Source organism: Intestinimonas sp. MSJ-38, from assembly GCF_018917925.1.
Lineage (GTDB): Bacteria > Bacillota > Clostridia > Oscillospirales > Butyricicoccaceae > Pseudobutyricicoccus.
The window spans coordinates 159,766-179,768 of the sequence record NZ_JAHLPO010000005.1 but is presented as its reverse complement, the minus strand read 5'-3'; the positions used below and the strand labels follow the sequence as shown (position 1 = coordinate 179,768).

Genomic DNA, 20,003 nt, shown 5'->3' with positions numbered 1-20,003 from the left:
AATCTATTATTTCAACAATGAACGACCCGTCCGCAAACTAAAAGGAAAACCACCAGTCCCATATAGAACAGAACTGGTGGCATAAGAAATTTTGTGTCTACTAACTATTGACTACTTCAGCAAGGAAGCGGCGGGCCTTTTGTGTGCAAAGAGCTTAGATTGTGAAAGGAAACAGGTTGTTCTTTTCCTAATCAATCTGCAAAAAGCCGCGGCCTGTGCATGGCTTTTTGCACTTTTCAAGGGCGGGGCGCCCCGCTGGCAAACATTCTTTGCCCGGGCGTATACAACCTACCGGAGCCAAGAAAAACTGGGAGCGGCGGCTCGCCGCCAGCCCCTTGCGGAAATTCGAAAAAGCGGCCAAGGCCTCTTTTTCGAGGCACTTTAGCGGTAGAGGGCGTTGAACACCAGCTTGAAGGTGCCGTGGGTCTGGCAGCGATGCTGGGGAGCAAAGCCATAGAGCACCACTTCGCCCTGGCCGCAATGGACCTGGAGCAAAGCCGGGGTCCCGGCGATGAGTTTTTCACCGGTGAGCAGACCGCTTTGCAGCACATCTTCCTTGGCGTAATGGGCGGCCGCCTGATATTGCTGAGCGTCAAACTTTTCTTTCACCGCCAGCACCGGACCATCCCAGTGGAACGCCAGGGCTTCCTTGGGCATGCCATAACACAGGGGGTTCTGGGTGTCCAATTCCACATGCAGGGTGGAGCCGTGGGTGTTGAATTCCTTGGCGGAAAGATCCTTGGCCAGGTTTTTCACCTTCAGATGGCAGGCCTCAATGGCAAAGTCGCAGGACTGGTTGAAGGCCAGCAGCTTGCCGCCCTGTTCCACAAAGGAGAGGATGGCGTTCATGCCTTCATCGCCCAGGCCGCTCTGCTTTTCTGGCGGCTGTTTGCCGATGAACTGCATCAGGCCGTCATACTTGGGAGAATCCGCATAGTGCTGCAGGCCGTAGAGCATCTCATAGGAATCGCTGGGCAGAATGAGCACATCGAAATCCTTCAGCTTGCCGTTTTTGATGTCGGCATCGAAAACGGTGGTATAGGAATAAGCCATGTTATCGAAGAGCAGCCGGGTCCAGCCTTCGTCGGCGTTGCCAGTGTAGAAACGCTGATACATAGCCACCCGCAGGGGCTTCAACGGGGTCATCTGGGGATAGGGTTTTTCCACCGGCCGGACGGTGGCCTGGGCGGCATCAAAGATGGGAGCCAGTTTTTTGATATCCCCTTCCACATAGAAATCATGCCAGGGGCAGGTGTCGATACGCCACACCGGGAAGCCCTGGGCCAGAAGCAGATTGGCTGCGTGATAGCCCCGGTTCTCCTTGGCCGAGATCACATAGCCCGCCGCCTGGGACAGGGAAGTGAGGGGGATGGCATCCAGAGCGGTGAAGGGAGTGAGTTCTCCTTCCACCGGAGCATCCGCCGGGATGACCTGCACGCCTATGTATTCCGCCACGGTATCGCTGGCGGTGTCAAAAGCGGTGAGAGCATCCTGCATATCCCGGGTCCAGAAGTTGTCGGGATAGAGGGTGCGGGCCAGCAGATTCATCACGACGCCCATCTTGGGCTGGGCCAGGGGGATCACATAGGTTCCCTTGGGATAAGTGACGGCGTCCACCGAAAGATCGGATGCGGCCCGCTTGATTTCAATGCCCTGATCCAGCAGAATCTTCAGCAAAACGCGCAGCACGCCCTGGTCGAACTGGTTTTCCGGAATGAGGAAGGCCTGCTCATGGCTTTCGCCGCCCCGCTTGGTCTGGCGCAGCGCCTTTTGAGTCATATTGTAAAGGATCTGCTCCCGGTTTTTGGCCATGGTATCCAGCACGGTATAGGCGGCGCAATATTGGCGCTTTACGATATCGCCCAGACGCCACCATCCACCGGGCCAGGGATGGGTGAAGTGCACCTGAGGACCATAGAAGGGGGTGGACTTGTCATGGTTCCCCTCCAGCTGTTCGGGGTGGATGTACAGCGGGGTGGCCAATTTGGCATTGGCGCTTTCGCTGAGCATACCGGCGATGTTATGGCTGTTTGTAATCCAGTGGTAGCCATAGTGGCCCCAGCCGGGAAATTGGGACATCATGGAAGCGCCGGACAGGTCCTCCTGCTCCATGCGGTAGCACATATTGGCCCCATAGAGGGACAGCTCGTTATAAACCAGAGGATCGGTGTACGGACGGACAGGGTTTTTATAAGGCGGCACGAAAATACGGGCGCCATAGCTGCCCATGTGGTGGTGATCAAAATAGGATTGGGGAGTCCATTCCTTGAACAGGATGTCCCCTACATATTGGGATTCCACGATGTTATGGGCAAAAGCGTCCCGGTTGTTGTCGTGGCCGGTGTATTTATGATAGAGGGAGGGATAGTTGCAGCCTTCATAGGGGGTGCCCAGGGTGGAGTTGTACCAATCGGTGACCATGATCTGGCCGTCGGGGTTGAAGCAAGGCACCATCACCAGCACCACATTCTGAAGGATGTTCTGGATCTCCGGGCTGTCGCCGGTGAGCAGGTCATAGGCCAGCAGGGGAGCCATCTGGGTGCCGCCGATTTCAGTGGCGTGGAGGCTCATGCTCTGCACGCTGACCGCTTTGCCCTTTTTCACCAGTCCCTGGATCTCTTCCTGGGACAGGCCCCGGGGATCGGCGATGGTCTGGTTGATCTGACGCAGCTCCTCCAAATGGGCGAAGTTTTCCGGGGAAGTGATGATGACCTTGAGGAAGGGATTGCCCTCGGTGGAAGGGCCCATTTCGGTCACCTGGATCCGGTCGGACTGGCTGTCCAGCAGCTTATAGTATTCCACGATCCGATCCCAGCGGGCGATCTTATAATCGGCCCCCAGGTCAAAGCCGAAAAACTCCTTGGGAGATGTGATGGTTTGCATCATTGCTGACCTCCTTGTGATCTGAAATCATAAAATAGGGAAGGGGAAATCCATCCCTTTTGAGGATAGCACAACACTGCACAAAAAACAATGGGAAGAACTTTTGTTTTCTCACTTTTTGCACAAACAGGCCCTGAGAGGAGGTAAAAAAGCATGGAGTTTACAGAAAAAAGTTTACAGAAACCGAAAATCCATCTTGCGCCAGGGAGAAAAACAGATATAATAAAAGAAAGGCATTTTTTCACTTGCTTCGCCGTATAGATGGGCGAGGTGAAAAGACGATGCCAGGAAGAATGAAAAAAAAGGACTTGCCGCCCCTTCCCTTGTTGGTTCTCACCGGATGCCTTTTGCTGGGGGCCGTGGCCGGGTGCATTTGGATGGTTTTGTTCCAGAAGGAAGGGACCGGGGCCCTTTCCTTGGAGCAATGGGCCGGAGAAGGACGGCTATGGCTGTTTTTCCGCCTGCTGGGGGGCTTTCTTCTCTATCTGCTGCCCCTGTTCTGCTGCGGGCTTTTTTCCTTCGGGGCCTATGGGGTGCTGCTGCTCTTTGGCGTCCGGGGATTCACTCTGGCCTGCTGGGTGGGGGAGTTCTGCCGGGATTACGGCCTGGGTGGTTATGCCGCTTCCCTCTTGCTGGGAGCAGGGGGTGCGCTGCTCACCACCCTCTGTATGCTGGAATTGGGAGAAAGCGCTATGCGTCAGGCTTTGAAGAAAGCGCCGGGAAGAAAGGGAAGGCGCCGCCGGGGAATGAAACGCCGGCCCATTTCCCCGGATTATCTTCGCACAGCGCTGCTTTGCCTGTTGCTCTGCCTGGTGTATAGCTTTCTGGGCAGCCTGCTGGCTCCCTGGTTTTGCCGGGCCGCCTTGGCCTGGGTGGGATAAAGAAGAAAGGAAAGAAAACATGGACAGCCGGTTTGATGCTTTTCTGGATAATCTGAAACAAAATACTCCGGCTTCTCCCCATACCAGCCAGGTCTATCTGCGGGATGTGGCGGCGCTGGATGCCTTTTTGGGCTTGGAAAAAGACGGGGATTATGAGACGGTCACACAAAAGCAGCTGGAGGAATACTTTTCAGAGCTGAAGCAGCGGGGCCGCTCCGATGCCACCCTGGCCCGGGTGCGCTCCTCTTTGTCCCGGTATTATGCTTTTCTCATGGCCCGGGGGATCGTGGCGGAAAATCTGCCCCGGCGTCTGGCAGTGGAGCGGCACAAAGGGAACCTGCCCGCTTTCCTCACCCTGGAGCAGGTGCGGCATTTGCTGGCATCCCCCCAGGGGGAGTCCTTTGCCGCCCGGCGGGATCGGGCCATCCTCCATGTGCTCTATGCTACTGGTTTGAAAAGTGCCCAGCTTACCGCCCTTAACACAGACCAGGTGCTTTTGGAGCGGGGGCTTCTCCATGTTCCGGAGCGGCCGGAGCCCTTTTTGCCTCTGTATCCCCAGGCCGTGGAGGCGCTGAGGGATTATCTGGGTCCCTGCCGGGATGGGGTGCTGAGCCAGGCGGAGGAGCCGGCCCTGTTTCTCAATGCCGCTGGGAAACGCCTGACCCGCCAGGGGTTATGGAAGATTTTATGCCGGAGGGGGAAAGAGGCGGGCCTTTCCCTGCCGGTGACGCCCCAGCTGCTGAGGGTCTCCCTGGCCGTTCATCTGGCGGAGAAGGGGGCCACGGCAGAGGATTTAAAGGCCCTTCTGGGGCTGGAGGACCCTTACTGGGCGCAGGTGTATTTCCAGGCTCTGGAGGGAGAGCAGGGAGAACGCTACCGCAGACTGCACCCCCTGTCCCGATGACCACAGAACAAAGGAGCATTGTTATGGCAAACACCACAAAGCAGGCCCTGGAGCAATCGCTGAAAAAGCTGATGCAGGTCAAGGCCCTGGACAAGATCACCATCCGGGATATCACCACCGACTGCGGCATCAGCCGCATGGCCTTTTATTATCACTTCAAGGACATTTATGATCTCATCGAATGGGTGTGCATCGAGGATGCGGGCCGGGCCTTACAGGGGGAAAAGACCTATGACACCTGGCAGGAAGGTCTGCTGCGAATTTTTGAGGCCGTGCTGGAAAACAAGGTCTTTGTACTGAATGCCTACCGGTGCATCAGCAGGGATCAGATGGAGCGTTTTCTCCATAAGCTTACCTATGACTTGATCCGGGGCGTGGTGGAGGAAAAGAGCCAGGGGGTCAAGATCTCCCCGGAGGACAAATCCTTTATTGCCGACTTTTATAAATACAATTTTGTAGGGATCATGTTGGATTGGATTCGTCAGGGTATGACTGCCGATCCCAGGGTGATCGTTGAGAAGATGAGCACCACCCTGCAAGGCGCCGTGGCCCATTCCATCCAGAACTTCGCGGAGAAAAACTGAATCGCTTTACAAAAAGGGCGGGATGATAAAATTTTTATCACCTGGCCCTTTTTGTAAATGGTATTGTGTACCCAAAGGGGGTAGGATAAGGACAGAAAGAAAAACAGAAAGGCAGGTCCTTATTCTATGGATAAAAAAACAACGGCCAAGATGGCTGCGGCGGCCGCCGCACTCACCGGAGCAGGAGCAGCTGTCATGCTGGCCAAGAAAAAGAAGAACAGCCAGAAGGAATCCGCATCCGGCCAGGTGCCGGACCGCAGCGACTGGCGGAACACCGAGCGGGGAAAGCAGGAGAAGAACAGCAAGGGCATTTATTATTCCAATGGCAACTACGAAGCCTTTGCCCGGCCGGAAAAGCCGGAAGGAGTGGAGGAAAAAAGCGCCTATATCGTGGGCAGCGGCCTGGCCTCTCTGGCGGCGGCCTGCTTTTTGGTGCGGGATGGCCAGATGCCCCCTTCCCATATTCATATCCTGGAGGCCATGGATGTGGCCGGCGGTGCCTGCGACGGCATCTTTGACTCCAGCCGGGGCTATGTGATGCGGGGCGGCCGGGAGATGGAAAACCATTTTGAGTGTTTGTGGGATCTGTTCCGCTCCATTCCCTCGCTGGAAAAGCCGGGGGCCTCGGTGCTGGATGAGTTCTATTGGCTCAACAAGCATGACCCCAACTATTCTCTCTGCCGGGCCACTGTCAACCGGGGCCAGGATGCCCACACCGACGGCAAATTCAACCTGAGCCAAAAGGGCTGCATGGAGATCGTCAAGCTCTTTATGACCCCCGACGAAGATCTTTACGACAAAACCATCGAAGATGTGTTTGATGACGAGGTCTTTTCCTCCACCTTCTGGCTTTATTGGCGCACCATGTTCGCCTTTGAGAACTGGCACAGCGCCCTGGAGATGAAGCTCTATTTCCAGCGCTTCATTCATCACATCGCAGGCCTTCCCGATTTCAGCGCCCTGAAGTTCACAAAGTACAACCAGTATGAATCCCTGATCCTTCCCATGCAGAAGTATCTGGAGGAAGCGGGGGTGGACTTCCAGTTCGGCACCCAGGTGACCAATGTGCTCTTTGACATCAAAGAGGGGAAGAAGGTGGCCACCGCCATTGAGCACAAGGTGGATGGTGTAGAAAAAGGCATCCTGCTCACCGAGAAGGATCTGGTGTTCGTCACCAATGGTTCCTGCACCGAAGGCACCATTTACGGCGATCAGGACCACGCCCCCAATGGGGACGCCGAAGTGCGCACCAGCGGCTGCTGGAACCTTTGGAAGAACATTGCAAAGCAGGACCCGGCCTTTGGCCGTCCGGAGAAATTCTGTTCCGATGTGCAGAAGACCAACTGGGAGTCGGCCACCGTCACCACGCTGGACGATCGGATTCTGCCCTATATCACCAACATCTGCAAGCGGGACCCCCGCACAGGGAAAGTGGTCACCGGCGGCATTGTCAGCTGCCAGGACTCCAGCTGGCTGCTCAGCTGGACCATCAACCGGCAGGGCCAGTTCAAAGAGCAGGATAAGGAAAAGGTCTGCGTGTGGGTCTATGGCCTGTTCACCGATGTGCCCGGCGACTATGTGAAAAAGCCCATGAAGGACTGCACCGGCAAGGAGATCACCCAGGAGTGGCTTTATCATCTGGGCGTGCCGGTGGAGGAGATTGATGATCTGGCGGAAAACAGTGCCCAGTGCGTCCCCACCATGATGCCCTATATCACCGCCTTCTTTATGCCCCGGCGGAAGGGGGACCGGCCCGATGTGATTCCCGATGGCTGCGTCAACTTTGCCTTCCTGGGCCAGTTCGCCGACACACCCCGGGATACCGTCTTCACCACCGAATATTCGGTGCGTACCGCCATGGAAGCGGTGTACGGACTGCTGGGCGTGGATCGGGGCGTGCCCGAAGTGTGGGGCAGCGTCTACGATGTGCGGGAGCTGCTGCAAAGCTCGGTGCATCTGATGGACGGTAAGTCCCCCCTGGAGGTCCGGCTGCCCGGGCCGCTGGAGCTGCTGAAAAAGCCGCTGCTCAAAGTGGTTTCCGGCACCGTAGTGGAGAAGCTGATGCGGGAGGCCGGTGTCATCCAGGACTGGATGTAAGAATTTCATGTGTACAAAAACTGCGCCGCAAGGAAGCGGCGCAGTTTTTTGCATAGGACAGTGATTTAGTTTTCGCCAAAGAACAGGGCCAGGTCCTCTTCAACAGTGCCGATACCGGCGATACCGAAGTTCTCCACCAGTACTTTGGCCACATTGGGGCTGAGGAAGGCGGGAAGGGTGGGGCCAAGATGGATGTTCTTTACCCCCAAAGACAACAGGGCCAGCAGCACAATGACGGCTTTTTGCTCATACCAGGCGATATTGTAGACGATGGGCAGATCGTTCACATCCCCCAGACCGAAGGCCTCTTTCAGCTTGAGGGCGATGAGGGCCAGGGAATAGCAGTCGTTGCACTGTCCGGCATCCAGCACCCGGGGGATGCCGCCGATATCACCCAGCGGCAGCTTGTTGTAGCGGTACTTGGCGCAGCCTGCGGTGAGGATGATGGTGTCCTTTGGAAGCTCCTTGGCAAACCGGGTGTAATATTCCCGGCTCTTCTGACGGCCATCGCAGCCGCCCATCACCACGAATTTTTTGACGGCGCCGCTTTTCACCGCCTCCACCACCTTGTCGGCCAGAGCGAACACCTGCTCATGGGCAAAGCCGCCCACGATCTCGCCCTCTTCCAGCGGCGTGGGGGGAGGACAGGTTTTGGCCATCCGGATGATGGGAGAGAAGTCCTTTTTCTCGCCGATGCCGCCGGGGATGTGGGGACAGCCGGGGAAACCGGCGGCCCCGGTGGTGAAGAGCCTTGCCTTGTAGCTGTCCTTGGGCGGCACGATGCAGTTGGTGGTCATGAGGATGGGGCCCTGGAAGGCTTCGAATTCCTCCCGCTGCTTGTGCCAGGCGTTGCCGTAGTTGCCCACGAAATGGGGGTATTTCTGAAAAGCTGGGTAATAATGGGCGGGGAGCATCTCCGAATGGGTGTACACATCCACGCCGGTGTCCTTCGTCTGTTCCAGCAGCATTTCCAGATCCCGCAGGTCGTGGCCGGAAATCAGAATGCCCGGATTTTTCCCTGCGCCGATATTGACCTTGGTGATCTGGGGATTGCCGTAGGCCTGGGTGTTGGCCTTGTCCAGAAGGGCCATGCCCTTGACGCCGCAGCTGCCGGTCTCCAGAGTGAGAGCCACCAGATCATCGGCGGTTAAACTGTCGTCCAGGGTGGCGGCCAGCGCCCGCTGGAGGAAAGCGTCCACCTCTTCATTTTCCTGGAGAAGAGTGTTGGCGTGCTCCATATAGGCGGAAAGGCCTTTGACGCCGTAGGTGATCAGCTCCCGCAAGGAGCGGATATCCTCATGCTGGGTGGAGAGTACCCCCACCTGACGGGCCTTTTCCTCCCAGTCTCCCGCCCCGTCCCACAATGCGGCCTGGGGCAGCACGGAGGGGTCTTTCACTTGGCCCAGCAGGGCAGATTTGGTTTCCAGGGTAGAGCGGATGCGCTCTGCGATCCGCTCTTTGTCAAAATTGGCGTTTGTGATGGTGGTGAACAGGTTGAAGGTGATCAGGTGATTTACCTGCTTGCTCACCGGCTGGTTCTCTTTCCGCAATGCGGTAGTCACGGCAGAAAGACCCCGGGTCACATAGACCAGAAGATCCTGCATGGCGGCCACATCGGGCTGCTTGCCGCAGACACCGGCCTGGGTGCAGCCGGCACACCCGGCGGTCTCCTGGCATTGATAACAAAACATTTTTTCCTTCATGGCAAGGCTCCTTTGCTCAAATTGTTAGAAAATGACCACCAGCAGCATTTTGAAGGCTTCTTCTCCATAGACTGCATGGGGGAGGTCGGCCGGCATGACGATGGACTGGCCTTCCTTTAAGATATATTCTTTCCCGTCAATGGTGATTTTACCCACTCCTTCCAGACAGGTGACAAAGGCGTCTCCCTGGGAACGGTGGGTGCTGATCTCCTCACCTTTGGCAAAAGAGAACAGGGTGACGCTGACGGCGTCGTTCTGGGCCAGGGTACGGCTGACCACCTGGCCCTCCTGACAGGGAACCAGCTCCCGCAGGGTCACGATTTCCTCATGGGGAATGTTTTTGATTTTTTTATCCATAAAAATACCTCTTTCTTTTTCAGTTAGTCTTGTCCAGGATTTTTCCATCCACCGACAAAGTGACTACCTGCCAGGGGATGAACTTGCCGCTTTGCTGAAGGGCTTTTTTCGCCGCCATTTCCAGACCGCCGCAGCAGGGCACCTCCATACGCAGGATGGTGACGCTCTGGATGTCATTCTGGGCGATGATCTGGGTGAGTTTTTCACTGTAATCCACACTGTCCAGTTTGGGACAGCCGATAAGGGTCACTTTGCCAGCCATGAAATCCTCATGGATGCCCGCATAGGCATAAGCGGTGCAATCGGCGGCGATGAGCAGCTTGGCTCCGTCAAAATAGGGGGCGTTCACCGGGGCCAGCTTGATTTGGCAGGGCCATTGGGCCAGCTGGGAAACCCTTTCTCCGGGCGAGGAAGGGGAGTGGGCCGCCGGAGCCGGGCGGGAAAACTGGCGCATTCTTTGTCCGGGGCAGCCGCCCTGGGCCTGCTGCTTTTTTCGCTGGTTTTCCTTCACCGCCTGCTCGTCATAGGCGGCGGCTTCCCGCTCCACAAAGGTGATGGCGCCGGTGGGGCAGGCGGGCAGACAGTCACCCAGGCCGTCGCAGTAATCGTCCCGGAGAAGCTGGGCTTTGCCATTCACCATGCCGATGGCTCCTTCGTGGCAGGCCTGGGCGCAGGCACCGCAGCCATTGCATTTTTCCTGGTCTATTTCAATGATCCGTCTTTTCATTTTTCCATCGCTCCTTCTTGATTGGATGAACTCAGTATAGTACAATTCAGAAAAAAGTATGTGGTTAAAACAACGAAATGGGGGATTTTTATGAAAATGCCCGACCATCCGATTTTTGCAGGCATTGCCCAGGAGGAATATGAGGAGATGGCCCGGCGGGGGTGCATCCGTCTGGCGGACTATTCCAAGGAGGAGGTTTTGCTGCGCACCGGGGATAAAACAGAGGAATTCGGTATTTTGCTTTCCGGGAAAATACACATTGAAAACATCGATCTGTGGGGCAGCCGGATGATCCTTCACAGCATTCTGCCCGGCGGGGCCTTTGGTGAGACCTACGCCTTTTGCCAGGCGCCTATGATGGTGGATGTGCTGGCCGTGGAGCAAAGCCAAGTGCTTTGGGTGCGTCTGACGGCGCTGCTTTCTCCCCAGAACGAAAGGGAAGGCTGGTATCATAAATTGCTGCGCAATGTGCTGATTTTGTCCACCCAGAAGAATCTGGCCTGGTCCAGCCGGGTGTTCTGCATTTCGGCCAAAACCATCCGGGGCCGGGTGATGACTTATCTATCCTCCGAAGCTCTGCGGACGGGAAAGCGGCAATTCACCATTCCCTTTGACCGGCAGCAAATGGCCGACTATCTCAATGTGGAGCGCAGCGCCCTTTCCAAGGAGCTGGGGAAGATGCAGCGGGAGGGGATCCTGACCTTCCGGAAAAACACCTTTTGTTTGCTGAAAACGGCAGGGGAATGTTAAAAAAACCTTGCAAGACCAAACAGCCTTGCAAGGGGCGTCTTGCTATTGCGATTCAATATCTGACAAGTTTATTGACTTTACAGAATATTTGTGCTTTTTGCCGAAAAAACGCAAAGAAACAGATGAAAAGCTGAAAAGCATTACACCGGTTGATTTTCCTGGGTTTTCTCCTGATGATCTTCTGGATTTCCCTCGCCATCCTCTTCTTTTTTAGACGGCGGAGAAAAATGGGCCAGAGGACTGTGAAGGGCGGCCTGCTTCATGTTTTCATCGGTGACATGGGTGTAGATCATGGTGGTGTTCAGGTTTTCATGGCCCAGCACTTCTTTCAATGTGCGCACATCCACGCCATTCTGATACATCAATGTGGCCGCGGTGTGGCGCAGCTTGTGGGCGGAATATTTTTTGTCCCCCAGGCCGGCCATCTCCAGCTGACGGCCCACCATCCATTTCACCGTTTGCTGGTTGATGCGCCGCCCTACCCGGCTGATGAAAAGTGCCTGGGCATCTTCGGGATGGGGCTTGAGGCGTTTGGGCAGATAGGCTTTGATGGCCTGCTGGCAGGCGTCGTTGAGATAGACCATTCGCTCTTTGTTGCCCTTGCCCAGCACCTGAAGGGTGTCTCCCCGCACATCGGAAAGGTTGATGCCCACCAGCTCGGAGACCCGCAGGCCGCAGTTGAGAAACAAGGTAATGATGCAATAATCCCGCTCGGGATAGGCGCTTTCCACATGGCTCAGCAGCTCCACGCTTTCTTCCATAGAAAGATGACGGGGCAGGGATTTTTTGTTTTTGGGGGATTCCAGATTCTGCACCGGGTTGTGATCCAGCTTATGGACCTTTTCGGTGAGATACCGATAAAAGGAACGGAGCGCCGCAACCTTCCGGGCCCGGGCGCTGGAACCGTTGCCATAGGTGGTGGATGGGCTTTTGTGATAAGTGGGCAGCTCTTTTTGAGCGTAGGCCAGGAAATCATAGAGATCGGTCAGGGTGACGCTGGCGATCAGCGGCAGATCCACCTGCTGGATGGAAATTTCTTCCCATGGAGTTTCCTCCGGGACCAGTTTTCGCTTTTTCAGTAAAAAGCGAAAAAATGTACGCAGATCCAGGTAATATTCTTTGCAGGTCCGTTCTGAACGGCCCCGGATCGTGCTCATATAATTGAGGTAATTGCGGATTTCTTCCGGCGCTTCATAACGATAGTCCATAGTTTGCTTCCTTTGCCAAAGGGATTGGATGTTTGATACATTATAATAATATAGCACAAAACCATAAAATCCACCAGTTTTTCATGGCGGAAGGCGCACAGTCCGGAAAACAGCTGGAAAGGCTATCAACGAAAGAAAATCAAATGCAGCCGTAAGATTTAAGACGCCAGAATCAAATGAGCTGCATGTGGAGAGTTGTTTTACAGCAAGAGAAAAAAGATCCCAGGCCAGGTCTAAGCGAAAGCCGCCAAAAATCTCAGCCCGGCCTGGAACGGAGACTTTGAGCCGGCCAGAAAAACGAAATGAAAACAAAATAAAAGATAATAAAAATACTGTGAAAAACAACAGTGATTGTATTGCAGCGAAAAAACAACACAATTTGCAGCCAAACAGGCCCAGCGGTCAGAAAAGCCGTCCAAGGGCCAAAAACGACTGTTTTCCCGGAAGAGGCCTTTTTTGCCTCCACTCAATTATACAAAACAATGATTTGGTATAATTGATAATTAAAATTTCCGGCCCCTTCTTCCCGGCTTTGCAGCCTGGATTCCAGGGCCTTTTGAAAACTTTTGATTGTGAGTTTTGATTGTGAGATGGTTTTGTTTTTCCGTCTCCGGTGGTCATTCCCGGCGGATGGCGTCAATGGGATGCATGGCAGCGGCTTTGCGGGCAGGCAAAATCCCAAACAGAATCCCGCAGGATCCGGCGGCGCCTTCGGCCAGCAATAAATACCCCCAGTGAAATTGCACCGGGATTCCCAAGAGTTTCTCACCGGCAAACAACAAGCCCCAGCCCAGCAGCCCTCCGGCCAGACCGCCCAGCAAGCAAACGATCACCGCCTCCATGAGATAACTTCCGATGATGTCCTTCTTTTGGGCGCCGATGGCCAGATAAATGCCGATTTCCTTTCTTCGGCTTTCCACCGCCGCCGTCATGGAGTTCATCACGCCAATGCCTCCCACCAGCAGCCCAATGCCGCCGATGGCCGTGATGAGCAAAGATACCGTTTGCAAAATAGATGAAAAAGTATCAATGTATCCGCTTACATTTTCCGCTTTGAAGGAAGCGCCATTGGTCTGGCGGCTGAGTTGATTCAGAGCAAAGGCGGTGACGGCCTCGGCGTCGGCTTCATCCTGGGCCGCCAGGGCCAGCTGATTGGTGGAGGAAACGCCAGAGAAAAGATTGGCTGTGGTATAGGGCACATAAACAAAGGCCGGCAGGGTGTTTTCGCCGATGAGTGCGCTGACACCGCTTTTTTGGGAAGCGATCACGCCGATGATCTGATAACTTTCGGTCAGCTGGTCAGTAGAGATCCAGATCTCTTTCCCCGCCACATTCTCCCGGCCGTAGGCCGCCAGGGCCATGGTGTCTTCGATCACCGCCACCTTCTGGCAAAGACGCACATCTTCCTGGGATGGCAAGCGGCCGTATTTTACCTGGACATGAAAAATAGAAGAAAACTGCTCATCCACGCCCCACAGCAGCATATTGCGCTTTTCCTCCCGCAGTTTGCAGGAGCCATACTGGGAAAAAAGAGGCATGGCTGCCTTGAGGCCCGGCACGCTTTGGGGCAAAGCCCGGATCTCTTCTGCCGCCATCATCCCCTGCTCCTCCTTGCCGAATACCATGATCCCGGAAAGGCCGCTTTGCTCCACCTGCTGAGTGATCTGATCCCGGGCGTTGCGGGAGATCTCGCAGATCATATACACCGATGCGATGCCCACGCACACGGCCAGAGCGCAAAAAAAAGTTTTCTGCCGGGACCGCAGAGCGTTTTTCAGCGCCAGAAGCCCCATATCACCCCAATTCATAGGCTTCTTCCTCTTCTGCCACGGCCTGGCCGCCTTTCAGAGACCCAGGAGCACGGATCACTCGTTCTTCCCCTGTGAGCCCGGCGGTGATCTCCACCTGCTCCCCCACTTCCAAACCGGTTTCCACCAGCATTTTTTTAGCTCTTCCCTCCTGCACCACCATCACATATTCCCTATTTTGTTCGTCCTGGGCCACGCAGGTATAGGGCAAAAGCAGGGTGTCCTCCCGGCTTTCGGTCCGCACTTTTACCGAAACGGTGTAGCCCGGCTTCACATCTGCCACATCGTTGGAGATGGAAAAGATCACATCGGTGCTCACGCCGCCGCTCTGATCCAGCAAAGAGGCCGCTTTGGCATAGGGGGCCACCGATTGGACTTTGCCGGTGAGGCGGGTGTCCGGAAAGGCGGTGAGGGTCATTTCTGCAAACATGCCAGGCTGTATCTGGGGCAGGTTTTCCTCCCCTACCTGGGCCTTCACCACCATCTGGCTTAAATCGGCCAGGGTGAAACAAGGAAGCAGCGGGGAAACCGTTTCCCCTTCTGAAAAAAATACATCCATCACCGTGCCGCCACAGGGGGCATACAGGATGTATTCCTCCTGCGCAGGCTCTGGGGACTCTTCCATCCCGGCCCCGGCGGCCCGGGACAAAAGGGCCTGACTGTCCTCTTCCAGACTGCCGTCCTGGGCATCCTGAAGGAGGGATTCCAGCATCTTTTCCCCGGCTTCTCTCGTGGCCTGGCGCAGCTTTTCCGGGTCCTCTGTCACTTGCAAAAGAGCCAGGGCCTCCCCTTTTTTGACTTCCGTCCCCTGGGAGACATAGAGCTTTTCCACCCAGGCGGCCGAGGGAGCATACACCTTGGTTTCCGATGCGCTTTCGGTCTTTCCCGACATGGTCACCGCATTGAAAATATCCGCCCGTTCACATCCCACCGTCTCCACTGCTTCTGCCTGGTTCATGGCCCGGTAAGGGCTGGCCCAGAACATTCCCAACACCAGCAATATGGTAAACGCCAGGCACAAAAATCCTCGCATGGCAGCACCGCCTTTCGTTTTCTCCCTTATATTCTGCAAAAAATCGGTGAGAATATTACCGGCAATTTGCAAAGAGGGAGGGGAATATTTTGAGCATTTGCTGCAATGAGGTATCCTGCATCTATCACAAAATGGGAGAGTGTGTCCTGGACCGGGCCTTGTCCGCCGGAACCTGTGAGGAAGGCGGCTGCGTCTATTTTGTGAAAAAGCAAGAAAATAAGTGAGCGATAAGACGCTCACTTATTTTCTTATTCATGGTTCTCTGTATTCGGTTTGCTTTGCCGGAAGGCCCCACGGATGGCCTCCCGGATGTCCCGCACCGGCAGGATTTCCAGTCCTTCCGGCACCTCGATGTCCTCACACCCGGCGGCGGGGAGAATACACCGGGAAAATCCCAACCGGCTGATTTCCCGCAGACGCTGGCTGGGGCCGGACACCGCCCGGATCTCCCCGGAAAGGCCCATTTCTCCGAATACCGCCGTGTGGGGGTCCACTGTCTGTTCCAGATAGCTGGAAGCCACTGCGATGGCCGCGGCCAGATCCACCGCAGGCTCTGATGCCCGCAGGCCGCCCACTACATTGATATAGGAGTCGTAATTGCTCAGAAGCAGCCCGGCCCGTTTTTCCAGAATGGCCAGAAGCAGCACAGCCCGGTTATAGTCGATACCGGCGGCCATGCGCCGGGCGGCGCCATAGGCTGTTTTGGCAACCAATGCCTGGACTTCGGCCAGAAGAGGCCGGGTGCCCTCCAGGGTGCACACGATGCAGCTGCCGGAGGCTCCCTCCGGCCTTCCTGCGATGAGGGCCGCCGAGGGATTGGTCACTTCCTGCAGGCCGGATTGCACCATTTCAAACATACCGATCTCATTGGTGGAGCCGAACCGGTTTTTGGCGGCCCGCAGCATCCGGTGGGCGGCATACCGCTCTCCTTCAAAATAAAGGACGGTGTCCACCATATGCTCCAGCACCTTGGGCCCGGCGATGCCGCCGTCTTTGTTCACATGGCCCACCAGAAAGGTGGATACCCCCCGCTGCTTGGCATACTGCATCAGCCGCAGGGTGCTTTCCCGCACTTGGGATACGCTGCCGGGCATGGATTGGCTGGTGTCGCTCTGGATGGTCTGGATGGAGTCCACAATGAGGGTCTGGGGGGACAAGCGGTCGGCGGCCTGGAAAATGGCCTCCAGATCGGTTTCCGGCAAAATGAGAAGCCCGGGGCACATGGCCCCGATGCGGGAAGCCCGCATACGGATCTGGGCCAGGGACTCCTCCCCTGTTACATAAAGCACAGTTTGCTTTTCGGCCAGGTTCCGGCACACCTGCAATAGCAGGGTGCTTTTGCCGATGCCTGGCTCACCGGCCACCAGCACCAGCGAGCCCACCACCAGCCCGCCGCCCAGCACCCGATCCAGTTCGCTGATGCCGGTAAGCACCCTTTTATCAGAGTGCAGATCGATGTCGCACACCGGGATGGGCTGGGCCGCCAGCTTGTTTTTGGTCGCAAGGCTTCCCGGCTTTTCCTCCCGGATGGTCATTTCTTCCAAGGTGTTCCACTGGCCGCACTGGGGGCACTTCCCCATCCATTTGGCGGCTTCATAGCCGCAGTCGGAACAGACATAAACGGTCTTTTTTTTCACTTTGTTTCCTCTTTCTCCCCGGCAAAGCGCAGATAGGAGCTGACGATGGCCAGGGATGCTTTGGTCTGATAGGGGTCCTGCCCCAGTTTTTCCGCCTCTTCTGGGTTTGACAGAAAGCCACATTCGGCGATGACCGCCGGAGCGGTGACCTTCTTCATCAGATAAACCCCATCGGGGGAAGGCTTGATCTTCCGGTCGTTTTCCGGGTCCAGGGCCTGGCGGAAGGCATCCTGCATATACTGGGCCAGCGTTTGCCCCTCCGGGGCTTTGCCGTAAAAAACCTGGGCTCCATGGTACTTTGTCTGGCTGAACTGGTTCATATGAATGCTGATGAGACAGCTTTCGGGAAACCGCTCCGCCACTTTCACCCGGGCCCGCAGGTCATTCTGCTTGTTCTGCCGCACCGAGGCCCCTTCTTCATAATCCAGGGAGATGTCGCTGTCCCGGGTCATGACGCAGTCCACGCCCATGAGTTTCAGCAGCATCCGGCTTTTCTGGGCGATGAGCAGATTCAGTTCTTTTTCGGTCTGGCCGCTTTGGGCCACCGCTCCCCCGTCCATGCCGCCGTGTCCAGCATCCAGGATCACATCCGGCTCATAGCCGATGGAGCCGGAGACCTGCTGGTGCTGATTTTTTTGCCCTATCCTGATTCGTATAAAGGCACTGGCAGCAAAAGTCAAAAGGGCCAGAAGAACAAAAAGGGCTTTGGGATCGAGTTTTAAGTGGTGTTTCATAGCGCCACCCCTTTCCACTCATCTTTACGCCCTATTTGCCTGTCCTATGCAGAAAAAGGCTTACAGCACCATGGCCTTTTCGATGTATTTGCGTCCATCCGGGGTGTAGCGCACCGGCAGAGCAAAGGGGAAACGGTCAAACTGGGTGCACAGATCGAAATCCTCCCGAGGGGCAAAGGACTGATCCTCCGGGATGAAGAACCGCTGGCCGTCGCCCTTCCGCATGATCTCCACCGCCTTTTCCTTGTCAAATTCCTCACCCAGCAGCAGAGCGCGGAGATACTGGGCGCACAGAGTGTCCTCATCGGTGGGACGGCGGCAGGCCAGGCCCATGCACACCAGGCTCACATGCTGGGGATTCAGCCGGCGGATGTATTCCGCCGTGGCTTTGGCATTGACCAGCGCCCCGGCCAGCAGCACATCGGCCCCGGTGGCGTTTTCCAGCCCCTGGGTTCCGGCGCTGGTGGTGTGGATCATGGTGCGGCCCTGAATATCGCTTTTCATGATCTCCAGAGGGGAATTGCCAAAATCACATCCCTCCTGCTTCCGGCCTTCCCGCTCGCCGCAGAGCAGAAAATCCGGATGCTCCCGTTTCAGTTCATAGGCCTCTTCCAGATTGCCCACGGGATAGATCCGCTCCATCCCTCCGGCAAAGGCGTAGCTTTCCACGCTGTAGGCCCGAAACACATCGATGACCACGGTGACGCCCCGGGCCTCCCGGGCGCCTTCCAGCAGCTGATGAATGGTAACTTCCATAACGATCCCTCCATGCCGTTTTATTTTTACTCCTATACTTTAGTCCATTCTTCTCCAATGTCAAGACAAAATTTTTGAATTGTCGGGAAAAAATCACCGCAGGGTGCAAGCTCCATTGCAGGGAATGGAGTTTTGTGATATAGTTTTCTTGGAATAAGCTTGGGAAAATGAAAAGAGGATTCAGAAAGGAGATTTATTATGAAACGATTTACCGCATTGCTTCTGGCTTGCTGCATGATGTTCGGCCTGTATGTCCCGGCTCAGGCGGCCGGAAGCGGCATGGACAACTTCCAGAAGGCCGAAACCTATAACGGCCAGTTTGCCGACATTGATGCCGGTTACTGGGCAGCCTCTTCGGTGAAGCTGTGCTATGAATACGGCCTGATGAAGGGCGCTTCGGCCACAGCCTTCAATCCCAAGGGAGACCTGACGGTGGCCGAGGCCATTGTCATGGCCGACCGCATCCACGAGATCTACCACACCGGCAAAAGCACTCTGAACAATGGTGATCCCTGGTATCAGCCCTATGTGGACTATGCCATGAAGAACGGTCTGATCGCCCAGGGCGATTTTTCCAGCTACACCGCCAAAGCCACCCGTGCCCAGATGGCCTATCTGTTCTGCCATGCTCTGCCCCAGGGCACACTGGTTGAGATCAACAGCATCTCTTCCATCCCCGATGTGAGCGCCAGCCATCCCTATGCCAAAGAGATCCAGACCCTTTATAAGGCAGGCGTTCTCACCGGCAGCGACATGTACGGCACATTCAACCCGGACAGCAACATCATCCGGGCCGAAGCCGCCGCCATCCTTTCCCGGGTGGCTCTGCCCGATCAGCGGAAAGATGTGGTGCTGATGAAGACATTCACCCAGGGCAATGTGACCCTGGCCATGCCCCAGAGCGCCGAGGTCAATGCCGCTGGCGATATGTATGATGTGTATTCCGTGGTCTCCGCTGAGGAAAAGGTCATAGGGATGATCAGCGGTTACAGCGATCCTTCTTTCCAGGGAGTTGACATTTCCGCCCTGTCCCAGAGCACAATCAGCTCCCTGATCGTAAACGCCTTTGCCAACACCCAGACGCCGGTGTCCGGCATTCAATCGTCTGCGGTGAAATTCGGCGCCCTCAATGCCTACCGCAGCACCGGCACCATGACGGTGAGCGGCGTGGGTATGGACTGCATCATCTATACCTATATTTCCGGGAATACTTTGAACATGATCTGCCTGCTGGCCAATAATAACGACGCCGTTCTGACCAATATGGCAAACGGCATCCGTATTGGCGGCAGTGCTCCTTCTCCCCTGTTGTAACAAAATTTCATGAATTTCCCCAAGCTTTGCTAGACAGGCCGGCAGAACCTTATGTTCTGCCGGCCTGTTTCCTTTTTCGGTGGGCCACTCAGAAGCATCTGGATGAATTTCCCATTCACCCGACGCCGCCGGGGGAATATGATGGAATGAAGGAAACTTCAAATCTGCCTGAGGAGGTAATTCATTTGATGCCTGATAGAGTTTCTCCGGGCCCGCTCTGCGGGAACCATCCGCCCAAAGAGGCCGTCTGCATCCATACCAGAAAGGTTTATGATTCCTGCCGTGAAGAGCAAGAACCGTTTTATAGGAAGAAAACAAGAAACAGCCCTCCGGCAGAAATGCCGGAGGGCTGTTTCCTATTTTGAGCCTGTGTGGATCACCTTTTGCCCCAGAAGCCCTTCCAGGCGGCGAATCACATCGGGCCGTTCTGCCGGGTCTCCATGGAGCACCGTCATGCGGCAGAGCCAACCGTCAGGCAGGGGGATGTCCTGGGTGAGGGGCATTTCCTCTTTTTCATGGACAGATGAATCCATACGATCACCTCTCCTTATGGGTATGCGCCCTGGCCTTCTCAAAGTCCTGCATGTCTCTTTTGCCCTTTTGGTTCATATAGGTGCAGTAAAAACA

General features: G+C 55.7%; 18 protein-coding genes. 7 read left to right on the top strand and 11 right to left on the bottom strand.

Going from position 1 to position 20,003, the window contains the following annotated elements:
• Positions 1-381: 381 nt before the first annotated feature.
• Positions 382-2,886, bottom strand: coding sequence for a M14 family zinc carboxypeptidase (locus KQI26_RS05210; protein ID WP_216503517.1), 2,505 nt, complete (start codon positions 2,884-2,886; stop codon positions 382-384).
• Between the two features lie 290 nt (positions 2,887-3,176).
• On the opposite strand from KQI26_RS05210, the gene KQI26_RS05205 reads away from it, so the two are divergent.
• The 4 genes from KQI26_RS05205 to KQI26_RS05190 all read left to right on the top strand — a co-directional run bounded on the left by KQI26_RS05205 (position 3,177) and on the right by KQI26_RS05190 (position 7,349).
• Positions 3,177-3,764 (top strand): hypothetical protein, encoded by a 588-nt coding sequence (locus KQI26_RS05205; protein WP_118746770.1) that lies wholly within the window; start codon positions 3,177-3,179, stop codon positions 3,762-3,764.
• Between the two features lie 19 nt (positions 3,765-3,783).
• On the top strand, positions 3,784-4,668 hold the full coding sequence (locus KQI26_RS05200) for a tyrosine-type recombinase/integrase (RefSeq protein ID WP_216503516.1): 885 nt from the start codon (positions 3,784-3,786) through the stop codon (positions 4,666-4,668).
• 23 nt (positions 4,669-4,691) lie between these two features.
• Positions 4,692-5,252 carry a TetR/AcrR family transcriptional regulator gene (locus tag KQI26_RS05195; RefSeq protein ID WP_216503515.1) on the top strand — a complete coding sequence of 187 codons (561 nt, stop codon included), beginning with the start codon at positions 4,692-4,694 and terminating at the stop codon, positions 5,250-5,252.
• 126 nt (positions 5,253-5,378) lie between these two features.
• Positions 5,379-7,349 carry an oleate hydratase gene (locus KQI26_RS05190; RefSeq protein WP_216503513.1) on the top strand — a complete coding sequence of 657 codons (1,971 nt, stop codon included), beginning with the start codon at positions 5,379-5,381 and terminating at the stop codon, positions 7,347-7,349.
• A 65-nt stretch (positions 7,350-7,414) separates the two neighbouring features.
• Here KQI26_RS05190 and hcp read toward each other — a convergent pair whose 3' ends face one another.
• Genes hcp through KQI26_RS05175 form a run of 3 tightly spaced genes read right to left on the bottom strand, consistent with a single transcriptional unit; the run spans position 7,415 to position 10,136 of the window.
• Positions 7,415-9,052 carry a hydroxylamine reductase gene (gene hcp, locus KQI26_RS05185; RefSeq protein ID WP_216503511.1) on the bottom strand — a complete coding sequence of 546 codons (1,638 nt, stop codon included), beginning with the start codon at positions 9,050-9,052 and terminating at the stop codon, positions 7,415-7,417.
• 24 nt (positions 9,053-9,076) lie between these two features.
• The gene (locus tag KQI26_RS05180) at positions 9,077-9,409 is read right to left on the bottom strand and encodes a cupin domain-containing protein (RefSeq protein WP_216503510.1); all 333 of its coding nucleotides are present in this window, start codon (positions 9,407-9,409) and stop codon (positions 9,077-9,079) included.
• Positions 9,410-9,428: 19 nt separating this feature from the next.
• A complete protein-coding gene (locus tag KQI26_RS05175) occupies positions 9,429-10,136 on the bottom strand; it encodes a 4Fe-4S dicluster domain-containing protein (RefSeq protein WP_216503509.1) in 708 nt (235 codons plus the stop codon).
• A gap of 90 nt (positions 10,137-10,226) precedes the next feature.
• On the opposite strand from KQI26_RS05175, the gene KQI26_RS05170 reads away from it, so the two are divergent.
• A complete protein-coding gene (locus KQI26_RS05170) occupies positions 10,227-10,886 on the top strand; it encodes a Crp/Fnr family transcriptional regulator (RefSeq protein WP_216503508.1) in 660 nt (219 codons plus the stop codon).
• A 140-nt stretch (positions 10,887-11,026) separates the two neighbouring features.
• Here the strand turns inward: KQI26_RS05170 and KQI26_RS05165 are convergent, their stop codons facing one another.
• From KQI26_RS05165 to KQI26_RS05155, 3 genes are all read right to left on the bottom strand, one after another.
• A complete protein-coding gene (locus tag KQI26_RS05165; RefSeq protein ID WP_216503506.1) occupies positions 11,027-12,094 on the bottom strand; it encodes a tyrosine recombinase XerC in 1,068 nt (355 codons plus the stop codon).
• A 617-nt stretch (positions 12,095-12,711) separates the two neighbouring features.
• Positions 12,712-13,902: an ABC transporter permease gene (locus tag KQI26_RS05160; RefSeq protein WP_216503504.1), complete on the bottom strand. Its 1,191-nt coding sequence runs from the start codon at positions 13,900-13,902 to the stop codon at positions 12,712-12,714.
• Entirely contained in the window at positions 13,889-14,935 is a 1,047-nt protein-coding gene (locus tag KQI26_RS05155; RefSeq protein ID WP_216503502.1) for an efflux RND transporter periplasmic adaptor subunit, read from the bottom strand. Before KQI26_RS05155 ends, KQI26_RS05160 begins: the two co-directional genes overlap by 14 nt.
• Positions 14,936-15,024: 89 nt before the next feature.
• Between KQI26_RS05155 and KQI26_RS15500 the strand changes: the two genes are divergently transcribed.
• Positions 15,025-15,159, top strand: coding sequence for a hypothetical protein (locus KQI26_RS15500; RefSeq protein WP_256447852.1), 135 nt, complete (start codon positions 15,025-15,027; stop codon positions 15,157-15,159).
• 24 nt (positions 15,160-15,183) lie between these two features.
• Here the strand turns inward: KQI26_RS15500 and radA are convergent, their stop codons facing one another.
• From radA to KQI26_RS05145, 3 genes are read right to left on the bottom strand one after another with little or no spacing between them, the layout of a single operon-like run.
• A complete protein-coding gene (radA, locus tag KQI26_RS05150; protein ID WP_371744088.1) occupies positions 15,184-16,572 on the bottom strand; it encodes a DNA repair protein RadA in 1,389 nt (462 codons plus the stop codon).
• Positions 16,569-17,306, bottom strand: a complete 738-nt coding sequence (locus tag KQI26_RS15275; RefSeq protein WP_253292684.1) for an N-acetylmuramoyl-L-alanine amidase — start codon at positions 17,304-17,306, stop codon at positions 16,569-16,571. Before KQI26_RS15275 ends, radA begins: the two co-directional genes overlap by 4 nt.
• A gap of 60 nt (positions 17,307-17,366) precedes the next feature.
• Positions 17,367-18,062, bottom strand: a complete 696-nt coding sequence (locus KQI26_RS05145) for a 2-phosphosulfolactate phosphatase (protein ID WP_216503499.1) — start codon at positions 18,060-18,062, stop codon at positions 17,367-17,369.
• A gap of 198 nt (positions 18,063-18,260) precedes the next feature.
• On the opposite strand from KQI26_RS05145, the gene KQI26_RS05140 reads away from it, so the two are divergent.
• Positions 18,261-19,376 carry an S-layer homology domain-containing protein gene (locus KQI26_RS05140; RefSeq protein WP_216503498.1) on the top strand — a complete coding sequence of 372 codons (1,116 nt, stop codon included), beginning with the start codon at positions 18,261-18,263 and terminating at the stop codon, positions 19,374-19,376.
• A gap of 356 nt (positions 19,377-19,732) precedes the next feature.
• Here the strand turns inward: KQI26_RS05140 and KQI26_RS05135 are convergent, their stop codons facing one another.
• Positions 19,733-19,909 (bottom strand): hypothetical protein, encoded by a 177-nt coding sequence (locus KQI26_RS05135; RefSeq protein ID WP_216503497.1) that lies wholly within the window; start codon positions 19,907-19,909, stop codon positions 19,733-19,735.
• Positions 19,910-20,003 lie beyond the last annotated feature (94 nt).